The organism is Psychrobacter sp. W2-37-MNA-CIBAN-0211 (assembly GCF_040309405.1).
GTDB classification, from domain to species: domain Bacteria; phylum Pseudomonadota; class Gammaproteobacteria; order Pseudomonadales; family Moraxellaceae; genus Psychrobacter; species Psychrobacter glaciei.
Map to the genome: position 1 here is coordinate 1 of NZ_JBEOOU010000004.1, position 25,339 is coordinate 25,339.

Genomic DNA, 25,339 nt, shown 5'->3' on the forward strand with positions numbered 1-25,339 from the left:
ACCCTTAGTTTAAAGTCGATGTCATACTTCATAAAATAACCCCCATAAGTTGTGTCCAACTTATGGGGGTCAGTTCAAAATGGCAGCCCTTTTTTTTACAAAATACGTCGGTCAAAATATAGTACAAGCTATGATTTTTCTAGCTTTGGACGTGCTTTATCAATGGCTTTTAGCAGTGCTTTTTCAAACTCACCTTCTTTAAATCGAACCAGATAAGAATGCGCCGCGCAGAAATTGCGAACGTCGCGCCATTCGTGTGCCAAGTTGGTCGCCCAATCGCAATATTGTGCACCAGAATTTGGCTCGTTTGTGAGGGCTTTTTTGGTAGTAGGGTGCAATATCAGCTCAGGTAACACTGCCTCTAGTAATTTCATTGGGGGACTCATAAAAGTGTCATCAACGTGTAAGCTCTGGCTGGCAGGGTGATAAGCCAATAAAGAACCTGCATGGATCATCTCGTTAGGCGAGATATAGTGGACACCTTCAGATAACGAAAATTTTAATTCAGGGTAGCGCTGTGCCACCGCTTCGCTCTCAACCAAATCCTCTGCCCATTTGATCTCTGGCATTTTTTTATGATGACGGCTGCTGCCATACATAGTGGCTTGCGGAAAGTCTTTTGCCATTTGTGCACAGCTCACCGTGTGGAAAGGATGAACGTTAAGTACCGCTTCAACATCTTGACCATTATTGGTTAGTGCCATGACTTCATCTCGAACGTCACCCGTTAAGGCGTAACTGTCCAAAAATATAAAGCGTCCCGATGCCAGCTTGACCAGCGAGCACTGAGTGCCGATATTTAGCACGCCACCAATACGGAATGTTCCGCGTATGTTCCAAAATCCTGAGCCTAAATCTATAATTTTGTCTGTCATAAATATTGTTCCTTAATTGATCAATGATGAGGTGTAGCAATTTAATAGGGTAGTTATGGGTGACTATAAAAATAGTAAATCACTAGGGTCTGTTGAACATTCAAATGTGGTATTGGCAGTGGCTATTTTTTAGACAATACGCAGTGCAATTTTTGACGCCTAGTCATTCTAGGCTAGACAATTTCGCCATGTATTGGCAAAAAATAGCCCTGCCCTGAAAGGCTGATGCTAAAATCACCCCAAACGTTGTTGTAAACCTAGCTAAGGTCTCGACATTATCGTCGGTTTACGCCTAGTTTGATGCGATTTTAGCATCAGCAGTCCTAATATTTGAATGTTCAACAGACCCTAAATATAAGCAATTAAATATAAGTCACTAAGTTTAAGCCACTAAATATAAGCAACTATAAATACCAAGATATGGATAATGACGTATGACAGGCATAAAGTCTGTTATAAAAAGGATGTCAAAGACGGCAATATCCCATCGACATCATGAGTTCAATACAAATTGTGATGAACCACCCATATTTTTTCAGCGTTTTTTGATGTTGATAGCTTTTTTACGCTTGTGATTTATTATTGTTTCTTGGATTTGTTTAAGTCATGCAAGCTTTTTCAAGCTCAGGACGGGCGCTGTCAATAGTAGCCAATAGCGCCGCCTCAAATTCACCTTCTTCAAACACTACCAAACCTGAATGCGCACTACAAAAATTGCGCACGTCACACCAGTCATGCGCCAAGTTGATGGCCCAATCACAATAATCTTTGCCAGCATTTGGCTCATCTTTGAGTGCTTTTATGGTCGTAGCATGTAAGTTTATACCTGCTTGTACCGCATTAAATCGCTTCGAAGGTGGCGTCTCGATGGTATCGTCGACATATAGACTTTGGCTGGCAGGATGAAATACCAAGAGCGAGCTTGAGTGCACAGAGTCATCAGGGGCAATATAGTGAATGCCTTTTGGCAGTGAAAATTCAAGCTCAGGATAACGCTCGGCGACCGCTGCACTTTCAACGTAATCTGCGCTCCAATTCACTTCTGGCACTTCCTTATGGTGACGTGCACTGCCATAAAATAGAGCATGTGGAAAGTCTTTTGCTACTCGCGCACAGTGCACCGTATGAAAAGGATGCACATTGAGTACCGCTTCTATGTCCTGCCCATTATTGGTCAGCGCCATCACTTGCGCGCGGACCTCCCCAGTGAGCGTATAACTGTCCAGCAGCACAAACTTTCCAGAGGATAATTTTACCAATGCTGATTGATTGCCTATATCGATCATGCCTTGTCTCACGAACGAGCCGCGAATATTCCAAAAACCTGCACCCAAATCATGTATCTGGTCTTTCATTGTAGACAGTCTCCTTTAAGTCATAGCCAATTTAAAAGTCATCGCTAAATTTAAATTTTCTTAAGTCATATTAAGTTTTCTCAAGTCATAATAGTACGCAAATAAAGGAGTAATTAAAGCAAATGTCACCATTCCTATACACCGCTTTACGAACAGTCTTTATAATCATAAGCAGAGATACGTGGGCTTTTGCTGTAGTTTTCGTTGGCACATAAAAATTTATCGAAGCGTGTGTCATTATTGATATAGCGCTGCATCCACGCGATACCAGGCTTACTCAGCAGTATCTCGTTAAAGCGGTAGGTTGGACAAAAATGACTGCCATTGTCCACCTCAATTTTCATCTTGGGGCCGGTGGCATTATGATAAAAAACATTGGTATATTTCTCATTGGTGGCAATACGGTCACGCTCGCAGGCGATGACTAAAGTTGGTGTCTTTACCTCGCCATAGCTTTTGTCATGATAGGGTGCGAGTGGAATGATGGCTCGTACTGTGCTGCGCTCCTTTGCTAGCTTAAGCGCACCGCCACCGCCCATAGACCAGCCGATAGCGCCCAATCGCTTAGGATCTATCTTATTGCCAACGGTATCATCAGCGATTATGTGGTCTAGTGCGGCATTCAATTGAGTAGCTCTACTATCTGGATCGTCGTAGATAGAGTTGGTATCGATAGTGATAACGACGAATCCCCAAGAAGCCAAACGCGGTCCCCACCATTTGATAGCAGCCTCGTAAGACACGTAACCCGGAACCACAGCGATAGCACCTAACAAGCCGCAACCGATAGCATCGGTTGGGTAGTGAATCGTGCCACCACCGAAGCCTTTTGCTGATTGGCGCGCAACGTGTTTGGTACTGACAGAGAAGGGGCCGTTATCACGAGTATCAGAAAGCGCCGCTGCTGTGATCGCGCTGTTAGCAATACAGTCTGATGGCACTGTTGGTAATGTTGGTAATGTTGGCACTGATGGTAATGCTTCGTTTGCTGAAATAGTCGTGGTTTCTGATAAACTGACTTCAGCCAAAGTTGGCACAGAAAAAATCAGTGCGCCCATGGCGATAGTGGCTTTTTTAAGCCAAGCATTTTTTATCATGATAAATATTCTTTTAAGTGAAAGTCGTGTACTTGTGCTGAGCGGCTTATTTGTATTGTTTTATCTTATACTTAAGGCAAAACAATAGTAGACATTAATCTTGTCATTGTCAAAGCTGTGCGCTGTCTGCACGGTATCGAATGCGACTAGGTAGCAGTGCAAATTTAGAGGTAAAGCGAGGCTGCTTTAAAGAAGTGAATTTCTATAGGTGGTGTGGGCATCATAGACATAAAATCGTCGGTATCTATTGGTTAAATAACAAAGCTAATGTAGTGCCAATAACACATCTAGAACCGAGTATATGGCTTGATGTGATAACATAAACCGCTTGTCTTTACGATATGAATGTATCATTTAAAGAGACTGTCTTACCTTCTGGATTTACTTACCTTCTGGATTTATTGTGCAACTAGATTTATTGTGCAGCGTGTTTATAACATAGCTCTGTCACCCGTCTCTCATCCAAGCCAATAACAGGTGTGTATCACTGTCGTGGCATAACCAATAAAGTCAGCCTTCTTGTGAATCATTCTAACGACCAGACCCAAAATACCGTCCCACAGCCTTCTGTCTCACCAAATCATTCAACGTCATGGGTGTTAAAGCTCACCTTTGGCTTGATTGGCATGTTCGCTTTTTTACAAGTGTATTCTATTCAAGCGGTGCTACCCGTCCTAATGGTAGATTTTGCGGCGACTGAAGTGCAAGCCGGTATGATCGTTGGGGCAACCGTGTTAGCAATCGCCATCATGTCACCGTTTTTGGGCATGCTCTCTGATGCGGTCGGGCGTAAGTCATTTATCGTTGGTGCTTTGCTATTTTTAGCGATACCGACGGCGCTCATTGCGCAAAGCCCTAGCATTGGTTGGATGGGTATATGGCGCTTCATACAAGGACTCTCTGTGCCCGGTATTACCGTGGTGACCATTGCCTATATCGGAGAAGAGTTTGAGGGACGGGCTGTCACTGAGTTGATGTCATTTTATGTCTCAGGTTCGGTGTTTGGCGGCTTTATGGGGCGGTTTTTGCTCGGGCATTTACACGAGCTTATCGGCTGGCGTGCCGGCTATTATGTGATGGCAGCGATGACGCTGATAGGTGCGCTCTGGGTCGGTAAGATGCTACCCTCATCGCGTCACTTTGAGGCCAATCCGAACTTTCGCTCAGCGATACAGACGCTGGGTGAGCATTTGACCAATCGTTACGTTGTGACCGCCTGTTTGCTTGGTGCTTGTGTATTATTCTCATTAGTTGGCTGTTTTACCTTTATTAATTTGCACCTAACAGGCACGCCATATGAGCTCGGTACGGGTGCGCTGGCCAATATTTTTGCGGTGTACTTAATTGGGGTAGTCATTACGCCATTGTCCTCTACATTGCTACGTCGATTCGGTTCAGCACGAACCGTTCGGGTGGCCGTTATTGTGTCGATATTTGGGATGTTATTGACGCTGGTGACGCCACTTTGGGGTATTGTCGTAGGGCTCGCGATTATGTCCTCTGGCGTGTTTGTCACTCAGGCGGCAACGATTAGCTATATCGCGGTCAATGTCAAAAAAGGTCGCTCACTGGCTTCTGGTTTATACTATATGGGCTATTATGCAGGTGGCACTCTAGGGGCATGGCTGTGCGGGATAGCGTACGCGCGCGGTCAATGGTCACTTACCGTATGGTTGCTATTATTCGTGCAAGTATTGGCATTATCGGTCGCCAGTTTTGGCATGATAAAAACCAAACCCCGAACCACTTAACCTATATACAGCCCGTCAAATATGACATAAAAATCACAGCTACTATCCTAATACTTACGTAAGCAGCCTTTACATGGTTGAGGTTTTTTCTTACTATCATTACAAGGTTTGTCGAGCATATTTTTTATTAAAATAATAATTTCAGTTCGCCTCAAACCCTTTAATAACCATTAAAATTATCAACAAGGACGTCAGATTTATGTCAAATATCTATCACAGTGCGCCAGCTGCTTATGAGTTCCCATTACTGATTAAGCAATTGTTAAACCGTGCCAAAACCGTCTCACAAGATCAAGAAATCGTTTATGCGGATAAAAAGCGCTTCACTTATAAAGATCTGTTTAATCGTATCAATCGCTTGGCCAATGTTTTAGCCGACCTGAATCTTGATACTGGTGATGTGGTTGCCGTCATGGATTGGGATAGCCATCGCTATTTAGAATCCTACTTTGCGGTGCCGATGTCGCAGTATATTTTGCAGACCGTCAATATCCGTCTATCACCAGAAAAAGTGCTGTACACCATTAATCATGCAAAACCAAAAGTGTTGATGCTTAACTCTGAGTTTGCCGCACTGGTAAAGGATTATCAGTTTGAAAACTCCAGTATCGAGCATATTATTTGGCTAGATGATAACGGCATGACGGTAGAAGGCGTTTTTGGTGATAACCAAAGTCGCGTAACGGGTGAGTATGAGGCATTGCTAGAAGCCGCTGATGATACTTTTGAGTTTCCAGATTTTGATGAAAACACGATTGCGACGACTTTTTATACCTCAGGCACCACAGGCGATCCAAAAGGCGTGTTCTTTAGTCATCGTCAGTTGGTACTACATAGTATGGCAGAAGCCGCCACACTGGGTATGTTGCCGAACAAACAAGGCGTGAGTAACGGCGATGTTTATATGCCGATGACGCCGATGTTTCATGTGCATGCATGGGGTTTCCCGTTTACCGCGACCATGGTTGGTCTAAAGCAAGTCTATCCGGGACGTTATGCGCCTGATACTTTGCTCGATTTAATTATCAACGAAAAAGTCAGCATCACCCATTGTGTGCCGACGATTCTGCAAATGGTACTCAAGGAAGCGCAAGATCGAGGTGCCAGTTTTAATGGTCTAAAAATGATCATTGGTGGTTCAAGATTGACCGAAGGGTTGGCAAAGTCTGCATTGGCGCAAGATATCGAAGTCTATACGGGCTACGGTATGTCGGAAACAGCGCCGCTCATTAGCCTGACAGAATTTAGCCTCAACGAGCCAGAAATGACGGAAGAAGAAGACATCGCTCGCCGTTGTATGACTGGTAAGCCCGTGGTCATGGTGGACGCCCAGATATGGAGTACAAGTAATGAGTCAGTTGGCATGGGTGAAGAAAATACGGGCGAGCTGGTACTGCGCGCACCGTGGTTGACCCAAAGCTATCTAAAAAATGATGACGCTGGCAAAGAGCTGTGGGAAAACGGCTATATGCATACTCAGGATATTGCCTATGTACGCCCTGATGGCTACATTAGAATCACGGACCGTCTAAAAGATGTGATTAAATCAGGTGGCGAGTGGATTTCATCATTAGAGATTGAGACGATTTTGTCGCTACATCCATCAGTGGCTGATGTGTCGGTCATTGGCGTTCGTGATAAGCAGTGGGGCGAGCGTCCATTGGCATTAGTGGTGCTCAAGCCTAACGCTCAAGAGACCAAAGTCGAAGATATCAAAGCCATTGCTGAGAAAGCGGTAGAGCGCGGTATCATCCCTAAGTATGGTGTGCCCAGTCAGTTTAAGTTCGTTGATGAATTGCCCAAAACTTCTGTAGGCAAGCATGATAAAAAAGTCATGCGTGAGATGTATGCCGATCAGACCGAAGTATAACTTTACGTGTCTTATTATCTAAAGTCGTTAGCTGTTAAAGTATTTAAATGTTCATTATGATCGAACAGATTAAACGCTTAACAGTTGACCTTTATTGTTAGCTCTGCTACATTTTAAACCGATACATTATGTATCGGTTTTTTCAGTTCTGGCACGGATGACCAGTACCTCATTACGATATTGTTTATCACAACTATATTCAAAACTATATTGCATCATATCTTGTTTACGCTAAGGACAGCTATTATGAGCGACCCAATCAACAACCAAGTGGCAACCGAACTTTCTGAAAACGGCCAAACTCCAGCCACTCAGATCCCGAGCTTTGCTGATATTTACCACAGCTCTATCAACGATCGCGAGCAATTCTGGGCAGAGCAAGCGAAACGTATCTACTGGCATAAAGAGCCAGAACAAATCCTTGATGACAGTAATTTGCCGTTTGCTAAATGGTTCGTCGGCGGTGAGACCAATCTCTGCTATAACTGCGTCGATCGCCATCTGCCTGATCGTGCTGAGCAAGATGCTTTTATTTGGCTGTCCTCAGAGATCAATCAAGAGCTGATAGAAACCTTTCCCACCGTGGCTGATGCTTTTAGCGATTTGGGCAATAACGTTGAGTTCTATACAGACTATACCAAGCGTCGCCTAACCTATAATGACTTGTATAAAGAGGTCAACTATTTCGCAGATGTGCTGCAACGTCATGGTGTTGGAGAGGGCGATCGAGTCATTATTTATATGCCGATGATTTTGGAAGCTGCTTATGCCATGTTGGCTTGTGCGCGTATCGGTGCCATTCATTCAGTGGTATTTGGTGGGTTTGCCGCGCACAATTTAGCCATTCGTATGGATGATGCCGAGGCAAAAATGGTCATCACGGTCGATGCTGGTCTGCGCGGTGGTAAAGTTATTAATTACAAAAACCTTGTCAATCAAGGGGTAGAGCAAGCGACAGCCAAGCCTGAGCATGTATTGGTCGTTGATCGTGGTATTTTACCTTTTGCAGCGCAAGCGATAGATATCGATTATGCGACTGAGCGCCGCATCAGCTGCGAGGCCAATGCCATCGTTGAGCCAGTATGGTTAGAGTCCAACACCCCATCGTATCTACTTTATACCTCTGGTACGACCGGTACGCCAAAAGGGGTGCAGCGTGACACGGGCGGTCATGCCGTGGCGTTAACGACCTCGATGGATTATATTTATGATGGTAAAGCCGGTGAGACTTTTTGGGCGATATCCGATATTGGCTGGGCAGTGGGGCACTCTTATACTATTTATGCGCCATTGCTGGCAGGTATGACCAGCGTTATGTACGAAGGTCTACCGCACCGTCCCAATCCGGGCATCTGGTGGCGTATCGTTGAGGCCAACAAGGTGAATATTCTTTTCACCGCGCCTACAGGTGTGCGTATGCTCAAAAAGCAAGATGAAACTTGGATGACACGCTATGATGTCTCTAGTCTTAAATCTTTCTTTTTAGCCGGTGAGCCGCTTGATCAGTCCACAGCAGATTGGTTAAAGAAACATCTGGGTGTGCCTATTTTAGATCATTACTGGCAGACTGAGTCCGGCTGGCCCATCCTAAGCAATACCCCAAAATTTGATGATAAACCGCACAAGCAAGGCTCACCTGGTTATCCGATGTATGGCTATGATGCGCATGTGATCAATGAAAAAACAGGCGAGCGTTGTGCTGCGGGCGAAAAAGGCTTGCTGGCAATTACTGCGCCACTACCACCTGGTTGCCTGACAACCGTATGGCGTAACGATGAGCGCTTTATTAGCAGCTACTTTAGTTTAGCTGATGGCAATGAGTACTCTACATCAGACTATGCCGTAACTGATGAGGATGGTTGCTTTTATATCCTCGGCCGTACCGATGATGTCATCAATGTCGCTGGTCATCGGATTGGTACTCAAGAGATTGAGGAGGCGATTAGCACCCATCCTGAGATGGCTGAGTGTGCTGTTGTGGGCATTCATGATGAGCTCAAAGGCGAGTTACCCATCGCGTTTTGTGTGCTAAGAGACCACACCCAAGTGGCCACAACCGAAAACCGCTTTCGCCTTGAGCAACAAATCATTGGCGCAGTCGTCAAGTCGCTGGGTGGTATTGCGCGTCCAGCAGCGGTTTATTTTCCGCAATCAGTACCAAAGACGCGTTCTGGTAAAATACTACGCCGCGCCATACGTGCGCTGGCCGAAAACAAGCCCACAGGAGATATGTCAACACTCGACAATCCAGCAGCGATTGATGCGATTAAGCAGTCTATGAAAGATTATTAGAAAATAATCAGCCTAGGTTTTATTGGTTAGAGTGTGTTTGATCTTCAAAAATAGTCTCTGTCGGAGCTATGGTCGAATATCTGGCACACTTTAAGAAAATACCCAATTTTACCCAGTGCATTTCTACGACTTATTCGTTTGCGTTAAAGGAAGTTGCTGTTATGGATATTTTTGCCATTGTATTGTCTTTGGTATTGTTAATGTATTTTGCTTATCGAGGAGTGAGTGTTTTAATACTAGCCCCTGTTCTTGCCATTCTAGCTGTTGTTCTAAGCGGCGTTGGCAGTCAAAGCATGGGAATGTATACCCAGATATTTATGGAGGGGATGGGCAGCTTTGCGGTTAAGTATTTTCCCTTATTCTTACTCGGGGCTATTTTTGGCAAGCTGATGCAAGACTCAGGCTATGCTTATGCCATTGCCAAAACTTTAGTGACAAGATTAGGAGACAAGCATGCCATGCTATCGGTGGTATTGGCTTGCGCTATTCTTACTTATGGCGGGGTATCCGCTTTTGTGGTTACTTTTGCCATATACCCGATTGCCGCTGCTTTGTTCAGACACGTCAATATTCCCAAAAGACTGATACCGGGTGCAATTTGTATTGGTGCCTTAACACTGACCATGACCGCATTACCGGGTACCCCTTCAATTCATAACGCTATTCCCATGCCTTACTTTGAGACAGATGCATTTGCAGCGCCTGGATTAGGCATTATTGCCGCAATAATTATGCTGGGTGGCGGTATGTTATGGATGAGTCGCCAACTTCGTATTGCCCGTGTGAATAATGAAGGGTATGGCAATCATACCTTAAATGAACAAGACAGCCCTTCGAACAACGATATACCCAATTTCTGGCTAGCACTACTGCCCATTGTCATCGTCATATCAGGCAATTATGTCTTTTCAAAAATCATAATACCTTTGTGGAGCAACAGCTACTTAGCTGATGAAAAATTTGGAGGGGTAGAACTAAGCTCGGTCATTGGTATTTGGTCCATAATTTTATCGTTGGTTTTGGCTTGTATTTTTGTTATGGCATTTAATTTTAGAAGAATGGACAGTGTAAAAGAAAGTTTAAACAAAGGCGCTATGGGATCTTTACTGCCGATTTTTAATACGGCATCAGAGGTGGGCTATGGGTCTGTTATTGCGACGCTTGCAGGCTTTGCCATTATCAAACAGTACCTTATGGGGTTTGCGCCAGGCAATCCATTGATATCTGAAGCGATCATGATTAATGTTTTAGCGGGTATCACAGGATCAGCGTCTGGTGGGTTGGGTATTGCCCTAGAGATTATGGGCGCAAGTTATATGCAATTGGCAGAGCAGTATAATATTGACCCTGAACTGATGCATCGTATCGCTTCTTTAGCGGCAGGTGGGCTGGACTCATTACCACATAACGGGGCTATCATAACCATGCTCGCTATTTGTGGGCTCACCCATAGAGAGTCCTATAGAGATATCTTTGTGACGGCTGTCTTAGTCCCGTTGATAGCACTAATCACAGTGATTACCTTAGGAACAATGTTTGGGTCGTTTTAATCCTTTGTAGAATGATAGTTTGTTACCTAGAAACAAGGTAAACGCTTTAATTTATATATAAAATTTGTTTATATTGCTACTTATGTTGTTTTTTACTCATATTTCACCTTTGAGCTCATGGACTCTCATGGGCTTTTTTTGTTCCTAAATTTTACTCTTGGTGTTTCAGCTATAGTCAAAGAATTTTAGAATCGCTACAAGGCGACCGAGCGCAGCTAGTACACTGAGCGCATTTAGGACGGGTAACACCGTAGCGGTTTAACAGTGCCCTGACTATATCAATAGATAATGGCTGATATAAATTTATGATGTCTATGTTTAACGTTCAGGTTTAACGTTCAGGTCTAGCGTCCATATTTACCGTCAAAAATACCACTCGGAAGGCTAATAGGCTTTTACCAGCGCCCATACTAACAAGGATATTTTTCTTTAGAAGGAATTCCTTTACTAAAACTTCAACAAAGCCCTTGACCCTAAAATTGTTTTATTGTTATAGTCAATAACGATACGTAATAAATCATTTTATAATTAATATGATTTGTAGCAACCTATGAATTTTTACTCCTCCTCATAACTATAAAGATACCGTTACGCGGTAGTCTCGCAAACAAGATAAGGATATCTTATGCACCACGTTCAGCAGCTCATCAATGGCCAGTTTGTTGATTCTAATACCAGCGAGTGGATTGATATCACCGATCCTGCCACCCAAGAAGTCATTGCCAAAGTTCCACAGACCACAGATGATGAAATCAATCAAGCCGTTGCTGCTGCCCAAGCGGCTTTTCAGACTTGGCGCAAAACACCGATTACCACTCGTGCTCGTATCTTTTTAAGATACCAAGCGTTGATCCGTGAGCATATGGATGAACTGGCAGCAATCTTGACCGCTGAACAAGGCAAAACGATTGCAGATGCCCGTGGTGATGTATTCCGTGGCCTAGAAGTGGTTGAGCATGCCGCAGGTATTGCAAATTTACAGGTTGGCGATTTCGTTGAAAACGTGGCTTCAGATGTGGATACCTACAGTATTTGGCAGCCACTTGGCGTCTGTGCAGGCATTACACCCTTTAACTTCCCAGCGATGATTCCGCTTTGGATGTTCCCGATGGCGATTGCTACGGGCAATACTTTTATTTTAAAGCCTTCTGAGCAAGATCCAATGGTCACCATGCGTTTGGTGGAGCTGGCAGTCGAAGCGGGCGTACCCGAAGGCGTACTAAACGTGGTACATGGCGGCAAAGCGACCGTTGATGCGATTTGTGACCATCCCGATATCAAGGCGGTTTCTTTTGTTGGATCAACCAACGTTGGCAAACACGTCTACGAGCGTGCCAGCAAATCAGGCAAGCGTGCCCAGTGTATGATGGGTGCCAAAAACCATGGCGTTATCTTACCTGATGCCAATAAAGAGCAAACACTTAATCAACTAGCGGGTGCCGCCTTTGGTGCTGCTGGTCAACGTTGTATGGCGCTGTCAGTCGTGGTGTTGGTCGGTGCTGCTGGTGAGTGGATTGATGACATTAAAGCCAAAGCAGAAGGCTTAATCGTCTCAGCTGGTAAGCATGATAAAGACTTAGGCCCGCTGATTTCTCCTGCCGCCAAGGCTCGTGTTGAGCATTTGATTGGTACGGGCGTAGAAGAAGGCGCTAGTCTACTGCTTGATGGTCGCGGTATCACCGTCGAAGGCTATGAAAAAGGCAACTTCGTCGGGCCAACTATCTTTGATAATGTCACAAGCGATATGCAGATTTATAAAGAAGAAATTTTTGGTCCAGTGCTTTGCATCATGCGTGCCGCCAGCCTTGATGAAGCGATTGAGCTGCTGAATGCCAATCCACATGGTAACGGTACGGCTATCTTTACCCAGTCAGGTGCTGCAGCGCATAAATTCCAGCAAGACATTCAGGTCGGTCAAATCGGTATCAACTTGCCGATTCCTGTGCCGCTACCGATGTTCTCATTCTCAGGCTCACGTGCCAGCAAACTTGGTGATCTCGGTCCTTATGGTAAGCAAGCCGTTCAGTTCTATACTCAGACCAAGACGGTAACTGCGCGTTGGTTTGATGATGAGGCAAGCCGCGGCGTCAATACCACTATTTCAATTTAATCGTTAATCCGCTATACGTGTGGTATAGCGCCACTCATGTTTAATATGTTTTTTAATATCAAAGCATAATTTTGTGATGGTCGTTATGCCACTGCTATACTGTATAAACGATATTAAACGAATGACTCATCAAACCTGAGTCACCATATTTGCTTTGCAAGCACAAGGATGATCTTATGGATTTCTCATTGACAGACGACCAAATTGCCTTTCGCCAAACTGCCAGACAGTTTGCGCAAAAAGAGCTAAAGCCAAATGCCGCTGAGTGGGATCGCACCTCACATTTCCCAGTCGATGTTATCAAAAAATCAGGTGAGCTTGGGTTTTTGGGGCTGTATACCAATCCAGACTATGACGGTTTAGGATTACCGCGCTTAGATTCTGCTATGGTTTTTGAAGAGTTGGCATGGGGTGATACGTCTGTGGCGGCTTATATGAGTATTCATAATATGGCAGGCTGGATGATCGGTGAATATGGTAGCGATGTCCTATGCAAAAAATATTTGCCGAAGATGGTCAGCGGTGAATGGCTTGGCAGCTACTGCTTAACGGAAGCTAATGCTGGTTCTGATGCAGCCTCATTGCGTACCAAAGCTGATAAGCAAGGCGACCATTATGTGCTTAATGGGGAAAAAGCCTTTATCTCCGGTGCTGGTGAGACTGATGTCTTGGTAGTAATGGCACGGACAGGTGGCGCAGGGCCAAAAGGCATCTCAGCATTCGTTATCGATGCGCATAGCGCTGGTATTGAATATGGCAAAAATGAGCATAAGATGGGCTGGAAAGCGCAGCCAACGCGAACCATTAGCTTTAAAGACGTCAAAGTGCCAGCAGAAAACTTAATAGGCGAGGAAGGTCAAGGCTTTCGTATCGCTATGAAAGGCTTAGATGGTGGACGTATCAATATTGGTATCTGTGCAGTTGGTACGGCACAGTCAGCGCTAGAGACCGCAACCAATTATGTGCAGGAGCGTAGTCAATTTGGTAGCCAGATTGCCAGCTTGCAATCAGTACAGTTCAAGCTTGCTGACATGCTGACTCAAACCATTACTGCACGGCAAATGCTGTATTTGGCGGCTAGTAAAGTCGATAACAATGATGGACAAGCGTCTACCTACTGCGCCATGGCAAAGCGTCTCTCGACTGACCTTTGTTTTGATGTCGCCAATGAAGCACTACAGCTACACGGTGGTTATGGCTATCTAAATGAATATCCACTTGAGCGCCATGTACGAGATTTGCGTGTGCATCAGATTTTGGAAGGCACCAATGAGATTATGCGAGTGATTGTTTCGCGTCAGCTATTGCAAGATGATGCGTTGGATCAATTACGTTAACTGCATTAGTCAGCTAATCTGGCTTAGCTATGATTAGCTGCAGCTTTTGTACCTAGCGCCCAACCAATAAACCATACCAAATTCAGATAAAATAAAGGACTATTTATGACGGATTATACCAATCTCAAGTTATCGATCGACGGTCATACTGCTACTGTGACATTGAATAACCCGCCAGCCCATACATGGACAATGGATAGTCTACCTGCGCTAAAGCAGCTGGTGACTGATCTTAACGCCAATGAGGATGTTTATGCCTTAATCATTCATGGTGATGGTGAGAAGTTCTTTTCAGCGGGTGCGGATTTAAAGAATTTCTCAGATGGTGACAAGGGTCGAGCAATAAGCATGGCCATCGCTTTTGGCGACGCGTTTGAAGCATTGTCGGCTTATCGCGGTGTCAGTATTGCGGTTATCAACGGCTATGCCATGGGCGGCGGACTTGAGTGTGCGTTGGCATGCGATATCCGTATCGCAGAAGCACATGCACAGATGGCCTTACCAGAAGCTGGTGTTGGCTTATTGCCATGCGCGGGTGGCACACAGAATCTAACAGCTCTAGTAGGTGAAGGCTGGGCAAAGCGCATGATATTGTGCGGCGAGCGCGTTGATGCAGAGACAGCGTTACGTATCGGCTTGGTTGAAGAAGTCGCTGCTAAAGGGGAAGGGCTACAAGCAGCACAACAGCTTGCGCAAAAAGTCGCTAAGCAATCACCCGTTGCCGTCAGCTATTCTAAAACACTTATCCAAGCTGCTAGAAATACCCCGCCTGCGCAAAACCTTATCCATGAGCGCGAAGCTTTCGTGAAATTGTTTGACACCAATGATCAGCGCGAAGGCGTACAAGCGTTTTTAGAGAAGCGTAAACCTACGTGGCAAAATAAATAGTCTGTAGGCATGTCTTGATATTTACTTTACTCATTTTAATTTTGGTAGGTCTCTTTTATGACAGCAGCAACAGAAAACACAGAACAAGCAGCGCCTGTATTGTTTAATACTGAACCGACAGAATGTGGCCATCTTATTGGTATCATGACGTTAAATACTCCCAAATCGCTCAATGCCTTAAGTGTTGAGATGTGTCAATTGTTATCACAACAGTTAGAGCAATGGAAAAGTGATGAGCAAGTAGTGGCGATACTACTAAAAGGGGCAGGCGATAAGGCGTTTTGTGCTGGCGGAGATATCCGCAAGCTTTATGACAGTATGTCGGAAACTGCGCCAATGCCAAACCCTTATGCGACTGAGTTTTTCAGCCATGAGTATCGTCTATACCGCCAAATGCACTTTTATACTAAGCCATTAATACTATGGGGTGACGGTATTATTATGGGCGGTGGTATGGGATTGATGTCAGGTTGCAGCCATCGTCTGGTCACCGAGCGCACCCGCTTTGCGATGCCAGAAGTGACTATTGGACTGTTCCCTGATGCTTCTGGCAGTTGGTTTTTGCAACGTATGCCTGCCAAAGCAGGTTTGTTCTTGGGGCTAACGGGTGCGATGTGCAATGGCAACGACGCAATGTTGGCTAACCTTGCAGAGTATGCTGTCGCCAGTAGTGACTATGATGCCGTCATACAAAGTTTAAAACAGAGCGATTGGCAGGTTGCAGCTAGTAGTACGGATAAATGTGATAACAATAGTGCCTACAGTATCGTTAGCCGCGCACTGGCAGCACAGCCTGTTGCCGAGTTGCCTGCTAGTAAGCTAGCAACATATTGGCAACCTATCCAGCAGTTGATGAATAGCGGCGGTCTAGGCGATATTGATGCACTCCTACAAAGCGACGAGGCATTGGCAAATCTAGATGCAGATTTTGCTGATGATAGCTGGACGCAGCGAGCAGTGACCACTTATCGCCAAGGTTGCCCAGTGACCGTTGCTTTGACCTATGCGCTTTATCATAAAGTCACAGATTTATCGATAGAGCAGGTTCTATATTTAGAAACCAATGTGGCGGTACATTGTGCGGCCAATCCTGACTTTAAAGAAGGCGTACGTGCGCTATTGATTGATAAAGATCGCAATCCGCAATGGTCGCGTTCATTAGCCGACTGTCTCAGTACCGAAGGTCAGAATTACATTCATCATCACTTTGTGAACCCTTATTCTAAAGGCGAGCATCCCTTGGGTGATTGGTTGGGTGATGAGGCAGCAGGCAATCAGCTGGTGCGTTAAAGACTGGATGTGTCAATTCAATATAAATATTAAATATAAATTAAACTCAAATGAACAGCGTACAACTATATATGTAGCATTATATATAGCAATGCCTGCACGCATGATCAATACTTAACCATCAAGGAATGATGAGATGAATATAAAGGATGTAAATGCCACCGATAACGATACTACCAAGCCAAATATCGCTTTTATTGGGCTTGGTAATATGGGCGCACCGATGGCAGAAAACTTGTTAAAAGCAGGTTATACGTTATCTGTCTATGATTTGTCTGAGGACGCGACTCAGCGCTTACAGCAAGCGGGTGCAAGCGTGGCTGATAGCCCGAAAGATGCTGCAAGCAATGCGCAAGTCGTCATTAGCATGTTACCAGCTGGCAAGCACGTCCATTCTGTCTATCTTGGAGATAGTGGTCTGCTGGCGAATTTACCAAAAGGCACCTTGGTCATCGATAGCAGTACGATAGCCGCAGCTGATGCAAGGACAGTGGCAGAGGCGGCAAGTGAGCTTGGCATCGACTTCCTAGATGCGCCAGTCTCCGGTGGTACGGGCGGCGCTATTGCAGGCAGTTTGACTTTCATCGTAGGCGGCAGTGCTGATGCGTTTGCCAAAGCAGAGCCAATACTAGCCGTTATGGGAAAAAATATCTTTCATGCAGGTGACCACGGTGCCGGACAAGTCGCGAAAATCTGTAATAATATGCTGTTAGGTATTCTCATGGCAGGGACAGCAGAGGCGATCAATTTAGGTGTCAAAAACGGCTTAGATCCAAAAGTGCTGTCAGATATTATGCTACAAAGCTCAGGTCGTAACTGGACACTAGAAGTCTACAACCCTTATCCGCAAGTGATGGAAAATGTGCCATCCAGTAATGGTTATAAAGGCGGCTTTATGAGTAAGCTGATGCAAAAAGACCTGAATCTTGCGATGCAAACCGCTCAGGACACCAATGTTGAGACACCAATGGGTGCCAAGGCGACAGAGCTGTATGAAGCTCACACAGTAGAGAATGGTGATAGGGACTTTTCTAGCATCATGGGTCGTCATGATGCATCGTTGCTGTCTTAGAAATATCAAGACTTATAGATAAAAAAAGGTCTGCGCTATAATACTAGCGCAGACCTTTTTTTGAGTTTGGTTTTGATTGTCAATGTTGTTAACTTTGTAGGTCATATACTAGCGTCTGCACATCCTGCGCGGCTTTTCGCAGTCGTGGTACATGGGTCAACAGCTCGTCTAACGACACACGTATGGTTGGTGCGTGCAAATATAATGAAGCCAGATAGCGTGACTTCTTGTCCAATATAGGCACAGCCACTGCCACCATCTCAGAGATAAACTCCTCGTTGTCGATGCCGATACCAGTATCAGCGATACGATCAAGCTCGGCATTCAATGCATCAATATCGGTGATAGTGTTTTTGGTGAACTTATCTAGTGGCAAACCTTGCAATATTTTATGACGGCTAGTAGGAGACAATTGGCTCAAATATAGCTTACCTGTCGCCGTACACCACATGGGTGATTTTGCCCCTACAGGGAGGTAAATCTGCAATGGTAAGGTCGTTTGTGCACGGTTGGTATAAATCATATCCATATGATAAGGAATACCAATCCCGCAAGTTTCTTTAATTTCGTTAACCAGCTTTTGTAGGATCATCTGCCTTTCATTAAAGAATAGACGTTGTTGCCAGAGCTCAACGCTCAGATTGCGTACCCGTTTGCCAGGAATAATACCGCCACCAATATCAACGGTCAAAAAACCATCATCAACTAAGTTTTGAATCAATCGATGGATGGTCGGTTTAGGAATGTCTAACTCTTGTGACAGCTCAAGTGGAGAAAGCGGTTTTGAAGCATAGGACACCGCTTCTATGATTTCTAGTACACGGGTAATCGACGATACTTTAGGCATAAAAATGGCTCAATAGTAAGAAAAAATAAGGCGGAGAACAGAAAAACGTTCAGAACGATGAGTGAAGCATCGGCAACGCTAACGTATATACTATATGCCTATCTAATTTAGCATAATATTAGCCTCAGACAAGCACTACTCACGCTATAATTAATCACACCATAAATAAACATACGATTATCAGTTCAATCTTATTTAAAATGTTCATCACACCGCAAATAGCAAAATCAGTAATAAAAGATACGTCAACTCACAAATCACAACAAACGGTAGTAATAAGCTAACTAACTACTATTGAGTTGGTTTAGCGGCTCATTCATCATAATGACATATTTTGTAATACCATCACATGAATATTAAGCCAGCTGATATTCATGTCTGTGCTCTTTAGTTACTTTGAGAGCGTTGTGTAACAAGAACATGAAGTTTTGCGGGTTAGTGTAGTAATTATTACAATTTCTATGCAATCTTTACATAATGGCAAATAAAAAACGCGTCTATAGGGGTGACTTTTTGAGTCAAAATTGTTTTAATCTGCTCAACAAAATGGTGGTTTAAAAAAAAGCTAAATTATCATTTTTTACGGGCGAGTTATTTCACACTTTAGGAGAGTAATTATGAAACTTATTAAATTATCTGCAATCTCTGCTGCTATCTTAGCATCAACTGCGGCTTTAGCTGCTGAACCTGTTATCGTTGTTGATAGTGCTGATGCCGTCGTATACGAAGCTGAGCCTGTAGCTGTTGCTTACCAAGCTGAGCCTGCTTATGCATACAATGCTGATGCTGGCATAGTACGCAACACGACTGGTGCAGTTGTTGGTGGTACTAAAACTTTCTTTCAAACAGCTGTTAATCCAGCCGCTGTTAGTGCTGAAGTTGGTACACTAGGTTATGGCGCTAACGTTGCTTGGGCAATGAATGAAAAAACTGAACTACAAGCCGGTTGGGCAGGTGGTGATGTAGCTGACCTTTTCGGCGGTGATTTTGACGCTGACGACGTAAACTATGAAGTTGATGCAGATTTCAGCAACCCGTACCTAGGTGTTCAATACCGTCCTGTAGCTAACTGGTTCACTATGGGTGCTGGTATCATCGTTCCTGACAACGATATCGACGTAACTGCTAATGCTGATGGTGACTTCTTCGAGCTTGACGGTATTCAATACAATGCTGCTCAAACTGGTAACTTAGAAGGTAGCTTAGAGCATCGTAACAAGCTAGCACCTTATGGTACTATCGGCTTCCGTCCTAACATCGGCAACAACTGGGGTGTGTTCGGCGAAATCGGTGCAGCATATATGGGTAAAACAGATGCTAAGGTTCGTTCAACTAACCCAGATGCAGACGTAAATTACACAGATGAGCAAGGTGTTACTCAAACCATCAAAGGCAGCGAAGTTGCTAATATCGCTGAGCAAGAACTTGAAGATAAAGATTGGTTAGAGTGGTTCCCAATTGTTAAACTTGGTGCAACTTACCGTTTCTAATCTAATCACAGTCTAAGCACTGTATTTAGATTAAGCATAAAAAAAGGCGACCTTCGGGTCGTTTTTTTTCGTTTAAAATAAAGAGGAAGTATTATCTACGGAGATTGTTGCAAATATTATTTAAAAAACGATAACAGTTTGCTGAGAGGGCAAAACGACAATGCGATAGCTAGTCTTATTATCGCTGATGACAGATAAAGCAGCGTTTTCATTGACGATGTTGATCAGGTTAGGCATTAAGTAGGAATAATCCACTCCTAAGCCTTGTGCCAACTTATACTGATAAACCTTGATAAAACTTTCTTTTATTTGCCATAGCAGCTTAGTGATAGCACTACGTTCACTTGTGGGTAATGCTTGTAATGCAGCAGTCTCATGAGGATGGTAAAAACGCTGCGCCACATGCCATGCAACCTCATTGGTCTCTATATCGATCCCCACGGTATGGCGACGACTGATGGCTACTGCGATATGATTGCTTAGGGTTCTACTGTTGTTATGCTCAGAATCTTTACCGCTATCACTTCGATGACACAAATCTGTATGACTGAAACATACATAATGTTGACTCTCAATCAGTCGATAGGGGAAGCTTGATTCATCTAAGGTATCAGTGATTTTTAACTTATTGAGCAATGTTTTTAGCAGTAACCGAACGCCTTTACGCTGCCGTTGACGTTGGTTGTGAGCAACTTCTTTTACGGATAACTGGCTTTGCAAGGGATGGTAATACCAGTTAATACGAGGTATCTTATGAAAATCCGTATCTGAGATATGGGAAACTGATAAGCGTGCTGATTTACCCCATATTGCTTTAGTATCTACATACAGTGGTTCGCTCACCTGTGCGGTTGCGCACCATGTCATCGGATCGAGCTGGGTGTACTGAATATGAGTTAACGGTAAGGTTGGCATTGTTTATATTTAATAATTATTAATGGGTTAGCTATTTTTAGCATAAAAAGCTTGGAAATGAGTGATTCCATTATCTTAGCGCAATAAAAACTCAAAAGCCCAGCAATATTAATATTACTGGGCTTTTATAAAGCGAATGACGCTTTATCTATTACTATCAGTTGTACCGGTCTTAGTAAGACAATTCAGCACGACGGTTCTGTGCATAGGCGTCTTCAGTATTGCCGGCAGCAGCAGGACGCTCTTCACCATAACTGATGACACGGATATTGTTAACAGCAACACCTTGCGCAGCAAGGTAGTTACGTGCTGCTTGGGCACGACGTTCACCAAGGGCGATATTGTATTCACGGCTACCGCGCTCATCGGTATGACCAGCGATAACAACACCAGCGGCTGGGTTTGAGCTCAACAAGCCTGCGTGTTGGTTCAATACGCTGGCCGCTTGTGAGGTGATTTCACTGCTGTCAAAGCCAAAGTAAACAACCGCTTGTAGATTCTCAGCACCAGTAATAACTGCGCTTGAATTATCTACAATCACGGCACCGTTGTAGCCGACTTGACCACCCGGGATGCCTAATGGCGCAACCACGACTTCAGAAGTAGTACGTTTAGTCGCACAACCAGTGGTTATTGCAACGGCGCTTGATAGTACAGCGAGGACAGCGATCTTAGAAAAACTGATTGACATGATGAGCTCCTGAAATTTTAATAAAATTTGTTGTTCTGAACTGCTAATGATAAAAATTAGGCAATTATCATCTATCATATACTAAATGTTACTTTATGTAAGTAGTATTACTGTAAACATTTTATAAATTACATAACCGGCTTTACAGTATTCAAATAACCTTTCGACTTCTACCAGCGATGCTTGCCCCAGTTTTCAGGATTGGCCCAGTAGTCAGCGTTCAACCAGTTGGGTAATTGCTTATAATCGTACAAATTAAACTGCCACAGTGTTGGCAATGAGTCAGTTGACGAAGAGGCATGAATAGCACGGCTACCAGCGTCTTTCAAAGAAGGTTCGCTTAAAATATCAAATGGCGTAAAACCATAAGATTTTAAGTCTAGGGTGCTATCGAGTGCAATCAGTAGGTGCGCGGCATAAAGATCACGATAGCGCATAAGCAATGGGATATATTGGGGTAGCAGCTCTGCTGATAAGGTTGGTAGCCAAAAGCAAGCGAGCTCATAACGTTCAGGGAGTTGCTGCTGGGTGAGTTCTGACAACGTTGATAAATGTGTTTTTCCTTTTTTATTATCGAGATTTTTTAGGGATGTCTGTAGTGCCAAACGTTCAGCTTTATCTTGCACAACCCATAACAGCTCGGAGCTACCATCAGAGCTATCACTAGTCTGTCTAATAGCAGTTTGCTCAGGTGTTTCTGGTGTGGCTACCTGTATTGCTAACGATGGCAATAGTACATCAATGTAATCCATCAAAAGTGGTAAGGTAATGGTTGCGCGACTAGTAGGTTGCGTTGTCATAAAATAGGCCGTTTATCGATTGTTGGTGATCAGTGCCTCTATTAAATCATTTTCATTGATACTATCCAATTGATGATTGACGTTTTTGATCTTTGTTTTGGATGATAGGCGTAATAACCTGAAGGGTGGCTCTTGAAATTTGGTTGTTTAGGTCAATGTAGCTAGGGCGTGTCATTATTTAGATTGTGAGGCTTAAAATAAGGAAAATTGTAGCCAAACAAGAAAGGAATTGCCATAAATATGAACATATTGACAAGATTTCTGACGATGTTTGACAAAATTTATCTATTTTAAGACCACTAAATATATCAATGTGCTAATTGATGATAGGCCCTAAATGTCGCTATCATTCTAACAATCATAAAAATTTTGCTAATTGATTACCCGTTATAACGTAATTTATCATGCTTTTTTACCATAAATAATAATAGGAATCCCTATGTCTACTGCTGAAACCGATGCTCAAATTATCAATCCTGAAATGCCAGATGTGCCGCCGCATGCACCAAGTAAAATCAACTTAAAAGATTATAAAAAACCAAGCTTTGATGTGGAAACGGTTGATTTAGATATTAAGCTGTTCGAAGATCATGCGCAGGTAGACAGCACCCTGAAGATGGTACGTCAAACAGTAGGAGATCTCGTATTATTCGGTGAGGAGTTGGATCTGATCGCCATTACGATGAATGGTAAGCCATTGACGGTTGAGGATTATCAACAGCAAGCAGGCACGTTGACGATTGCGAATGTACCTGATGAAGTTGTTTTAGAGATTCAAGTACGGATCTGCCCGCAGACCAATACCGCCCTCGAAGGGCTTTATATGGCGGGTAGTGGCGACGACACCATGTTTGTGACTCAATGTGAGCCAGAAGGCTTTCGCAAGATTACTTTTTATCCAGATCGCCCTGATGTGCTCGCGATATTCACCACCCGTCTTGAGGCGGATAAGCGCTATCCGACACTATTGGCCAATGGTAATTTGGTTGAAGCAGGTGAGGTCGCAGATGCACCAGATCGTCATTATGCGATCTGGCACGATCCAACTAATAAACCAAGCTACCTGTTTGCCTGTGTCGTCGCTGATTTGGATGTATTGACGGATTCTTATACTACCAGCGAAGGTCGAGACGTTTTACTAGAAATATACGCTAAGTCTGCCGATATCGATAAGTGTGATGTCGGTATGCAAGCCCTAAAAGATTCTATGAAATGGGATGAGGTCAATTATGGTCGAGCCTATGATTTAGACCGCTATATGATAGTTGCCGTTAGCCAATTTAATATGGGCGCGATGGAAAACAAGGGTCTCAATATTTTTAACACTGCTTGTGTGTTGTCTAGCCCTGAGACCACGACGGACTCGCGTAGCTTTAGTGTGAAAGCTATCATCGCCCATGAGTACTTTCATAACTGGACGGGCAATCGCATCACGTGCCGTGATTGGTTCCAGCTGTGCTTGAAGGAGGGCTTTACCGTCTACCGTGATCAATCCTTTTCAGCCGATCAGCAGTCGAGTGCCGTACAGCGTATCGATGATGTCGCGACTTTGCGTGCCCATCAGTTTGCCGAGGACGCAGGGCCACTTGCACATCCTGTACGCCCTGAAAGTTTCGTCGAGATTAATAACTTTTATACGACGACCGTCTATGAAAAAGGCGCTGAAATTGTCCGTATGATTGCCAATACCTTGGGGGCTGATAACTTCCGTAAAGGCACGGATGAGTATTTCCGTCGTTACGATGGGCAAGCGGTTACCGTTGAGGACTTCTTGTCTGCGCTCAGTATTACTGATGATAAAATTGAAGACTTTATTGACTGGTATCGTCAGCCCGGTACGCCAGTGGTGTCTGGTCATCAAGATTACGATAGCGCCACGCAAACGTTAACCATTACTTTAAGTCAGCAAACCCGTCATGTTAGTGGTTTTGATGCGCCTAAACCTTTACCTATTCCCGTAGCGACCGCGCTATTTGACAAAGATTCTGGTGACATCGTTACCGAGCGTATGCTGCTGCTCGATCAAGCAACGCAAACCTTTGTCTTTGAAAATGTGGCTAGTGAGCCGGTCGTATCGCTGCTACGTGATTTCAGTGCGCCAGTCCAGCTCAATTACGATTATCAAGATGAAGATTTGGCATTTTTGCTTAAGCATGAAACCAATGGTTTTAACCGCTGGCAAGTGACACAAATGCTGGTAAATCGCATTTTACTACAGGGACGAGGCTCGAAAAGCAGTCCTGACGTCTATCTGCAAGCAGTCGCCAAGACATTACCTACATTGGCTACTGACGATGCAATGTTGGCAGCGCGTTTGCTCGATATCCCATCAGCGCAAGAGCTGGCATCTGCTATTCATACAGATTACGACCCAGAATTGGTTAAACAACAGCGCGAAGGCTTATATCAACAGCTGGCAGATGCTTTAAAAAATCAATGGGCAACACTTTATAAACAGCTGCCAATGCAGTCTTATGAAGATAGTGCCGAAGCTCGCGGTACTCGTGCCTTGCGCAATGTGGTATTAGACATGGCATTGACGGCTAACGTTGATGGTGCCAATGAATGGGCACAGCAGCAGTATGATAATGCCAGCTGTATGACAGAGCGTTTCGGCGCGTTAAAGGTGATGGTCAATCATCAATTGGCAGATGCAGATGCCTATTTGGCAGACTTTTATAATCGCTTCCAAGCAAATGACTTGGTCATCGATTTATGGTTTAGCGTGCAAGCATCAGCTGATACGGTCACTACTGAAGCTATCCAATCGCTGCTCACTCATACTGATTTTGATTGGAATACGCCCAATCGTGTGCGCTCAGTCATCAGTGCCTTTACCTCGCAGCCGACCGTCTTATGGACGGCAGAGGGTTTAGATATCTATATCGCTGTGATTAAAAAGTTGGATGATGCCAACCCGGTCTTAGCATCGCGTTTGTTGCAAGTGCTGGCACGCTGGAATACCTTGGCTGAGCCACGTCGTCAAATGGCGCATGATAAGCTGTTAGATTTACAGCAAGCCGTGTCTTCTAAACATGTGCTTGAAAGCTTAACGAGCGTACTAGGCGCAACAAGTGAGTAGGGTGGTTAGCTTAGGGCATGTCCTCAA

The 25,339-nt window shown here is 44.3% G+C and carries 18 protein-coding genes; 11 read left to right on the forward strand and 7 right to left on the reverse strand.

Features of this window, described 5'->3' with window-relative positions; translation table 11 throughout:
• Nucleotides 1-128 precede the first annotated feature (128 nt).
• From AAEY72_RS06005 to AAEY72_RS06015, 3 genes are all read right to left on the reverse strand, one after another.
• A complete protein-coding gene (locus AAEY72_RS06005) occupies nucleotides 129-875 on the reverse strand; it encodes a hypothetical protein (RefSeq protein WP_352309839.1) in 747 nt (248 codons plus the stop codon).
• Between the two features lie 599 nt (nucleotides 876-1,474).
• Nucleotides 1,475-2,230: a hypothetical protein gene (locus AAEY72_RS06010; protein WP_352309840.1), complete on the reverse strand. Its 756-nt coding sequence runs from the start codon at nucleotides 2,228-2,230 to the stop codon at nucleotides 1,475-1,477.
• Between the two features lie 146 nt (nucleotides 2,231-2,376).
• Nucleotides 2,377-3,327 (reverse strand): dienelactone hydrolase family protein, encoded by a 951-nt coding sequence (locus tag AAEY72_RS06015; protein ID WP_352309842.1) that lies wholly within the window; start codon nucleotides 3,325-3,327, stop codon nucleotides 2,377-2,379.
• Nucleotides 3,328-3,923: 596 nt separating this feature from the next.
• Between AAEY72_RS06015 and AAEY72_RS06020 the strand changes: the two genes are divergently transcribed.
• The 9 genes from AAEY72_RS06020 to mmsB all read left to right on the forward strand — a co-directional run bounded on the left by AAEY72_RS06020 (nucleotide 3,924) and on the right by mmsB (nucleotide 17,487).
• Nucleotides 3,924-5,078 carry an MFS transporter gene (locus tag AAEY72_RS06020; protein WP_338103948.1) on the forward strand — a complete coding sequence of 385 codons (1,155 nt, stop codon included), beginning with the start codon at nucleotides 3,924-3,926 and terminating at the stop codon, nucleotides 5,076-5,078.
• A 199-nt stretch (nucleotides 5,079-5,277) separates the two neighbouring features.
• Nucleotides 5,278-6,948: a fatty acid--CoA ligase gene (locus AAEY72_RS06025; protein ID WP_352309843.1), complete on the forward strand. Its 1,671-nt coding sequence runs from the start codon at nucleotides 5,278-5,280 to the stop codon at nucleotides 6,946-6,948.
• 246 nt (nucleotides 6,949-7,194) lie between these two features.
• The gene (locus AAEY72_RS06030; RefSeq protein ID WP_352309844.1) at nucleotides 7,195-9,240 is read left to right on the forward strand and encodes a propionate--CoA ligase; all 2,046 of its coding nucleotides are present in this window, start codon (nucleotides 7,195-7,197) and stop codon (nucleotides 9,238-9,240) included.
• 161 nt (nucleotides 9,241-9,401) lie between these two features.
• Nucleotides 9,402-10,790 carry a GntP family permease gene (locus tag AAEY72_RS06035; RefSeq protein ID WP_210540665.1) on the forward strand — a complete coding sequence of 463 codons (1,389 nt, stop codon included), beginning with the start codon at nucleotides 9,402-9,404 and terminating at the stop codon, nucleotides 10,788-10,790.
• Nucleotides 10,791-11,415: 625 nt separating this feature from the next.
• Nucleotides 11,416-12,900, forward strand: a complete 1,485-nt coding sequence (locus AAEY72_RS06040) for a CoA-acylating methylmalonate-semialdehyde dehydrogenase (RefSeq protein WP_189584786.1) — start codon at nucleotides 11,416-11,418, stop codon at nucleotides 12,898-12,900.
• 176 nt (nucleotides 12,901-13,076) lie between these two features.
• A complete protein-coding gene (locus tag AAEY72_RS06045) occupies nucleotides 13,077-14,237 on the forward strand; it encodes an acyl-CoA dehydrogenase family protein (protein ID WP_010201119.1) in 1,161 nt (386 codons plus the stop codon).
• A 105-nt stretch (nucleotides 14,238-14,342) separates the two neighbouring features.
• Nucleotides 14,343-15,125, forward strand: a complete 783-nt coding sequence (locus AAEY72_RS06050; RefSeq protein WP_352309845.1) for an enoyl-CoA hydratase — start codon at nucleotides 14,343-14,345, stop codon at nucleotides 15,123-15,125.
• A gap of 57 nt (nucleotides 15,126-15,182) precedes the next feature.
• Nucleotides 15,183-16,415, forward strand: coding sequence for an enoyl-CoA hydratase/isomerase family protein (locus AAEY72_RS06055; RefSeq protein WP_352309846.1), 1,233 nt, complete (start codon nucleotides 15,183-15,185; stop codon nucleotides 16,413-16,415).
• A 136-nt stretch (nucleotides 16,416-16,551) separates the two neighbouring features.
• Complete coding sequence (gene mmsB / locus AAEY72_RS06060; protein WP_352309847.1) at nucleotides 16,552-17,487, forward strand: 3-hydroxyisobutyrate dehydrogenase; 936 nt, start codon at nucleotides 16,552-16,554, stop codon at nucleotides 17,485-17,487.
• Nucleotides 17,488-17,575: 88 nt separating this feature from the next.
• Here mmsB and AAEY72_RS06065 read toward each other — a convergent pair whose 3' ends face one another.
• Nucleotides 17,576-18,334, reverse strand: a complete 759-nt coding sequence (locus tag AAEY72_RS06065) for an IclR family transcriptional regulator (protein WP_240215939.1) — start codon at nucleotides 18,332-18,334, stop codon at nucleotides 17,576-17,578.
• Nucleotides 18,335-18,951: 617 nt separating this feature from the next.
• Between AAEY72_RS06065 and AAEY72_RS06070 the strand changes: the two genes are divergently transcribed.
• Nucleotides 18,952-19,824, forward strand: a complete 873-nt coding sequence (locus AAEY72_RS06070) for a hypothetical protein (protein WP_352309848.1) — start codon at nucleotides 18,952-18,954, stop codon at nucleotides 19,822-19,824.
• 120 nt (nucleotides 19,825-19,944) lie between these two features.
• On the opposite strand, the gene AAEY72_RS06075 is transcribed toward AAEY72_RS06070, so the two are convergent.
• From AAEY72_RS06075 to AAEY72_RS06085, 3 genes are all read right to left on the reverse strand, one after another.
• Nucleotides 19,945-20,739: a 4'-phosphopantetheinyl transferase family protein gene (locus AAEY72_RS06075; RefSeq protein WP_352309849.1), complete on the reverse strand. Its 795-nt coding sequence runs from the start codon at nucleotides 20,737-20,739 to the stop codon at nucleotides 19,945-19,947.
• 172 nt (nucleotides 20,740-20,911) lie between these two features.
• Entirely contained in the window at nucleotides 20,912-21,430 is a 519-nt protein-coding gene (pal, locus tag AAEY72_RS06080) for a peptidoglycan-associated lipoprotein Pal (RefSeq protein WP_194619911.1), read from the reverse strand.
• A gap of 170 nt (nucleotides 21,431-21,600) precedes the next feature.
• Entirely contained in the window at nucleotides 21,601-22,230 is a 630-nt protein-coding gene (locus tag AAEY72_RS06085; RefSeq protein ID WP_352309851.1) for a DUF6231 family protein, read from the reverse strand.
• A gap of 481 nt (nucleotides 22,231-22,711) precedes the next feature.
• On the opposite strand from AAEY72_RS06085, the gene pepN reads away from it, so the two are divergent.
• Nucleotides 22,712-25,312, forward strand: coding sequence for an aminopeptidase N (gene pepN, locus AAEY72_RS06090; RefSeq protein ID WP_352309990.1), 2,601 nt, complete (start codon nucleotides 22,712-22,714; stop codon nucleotides 25,310-25,312).
• Nucleotides 25,313-25,339 lie beyond the last annotated feature (27 nt).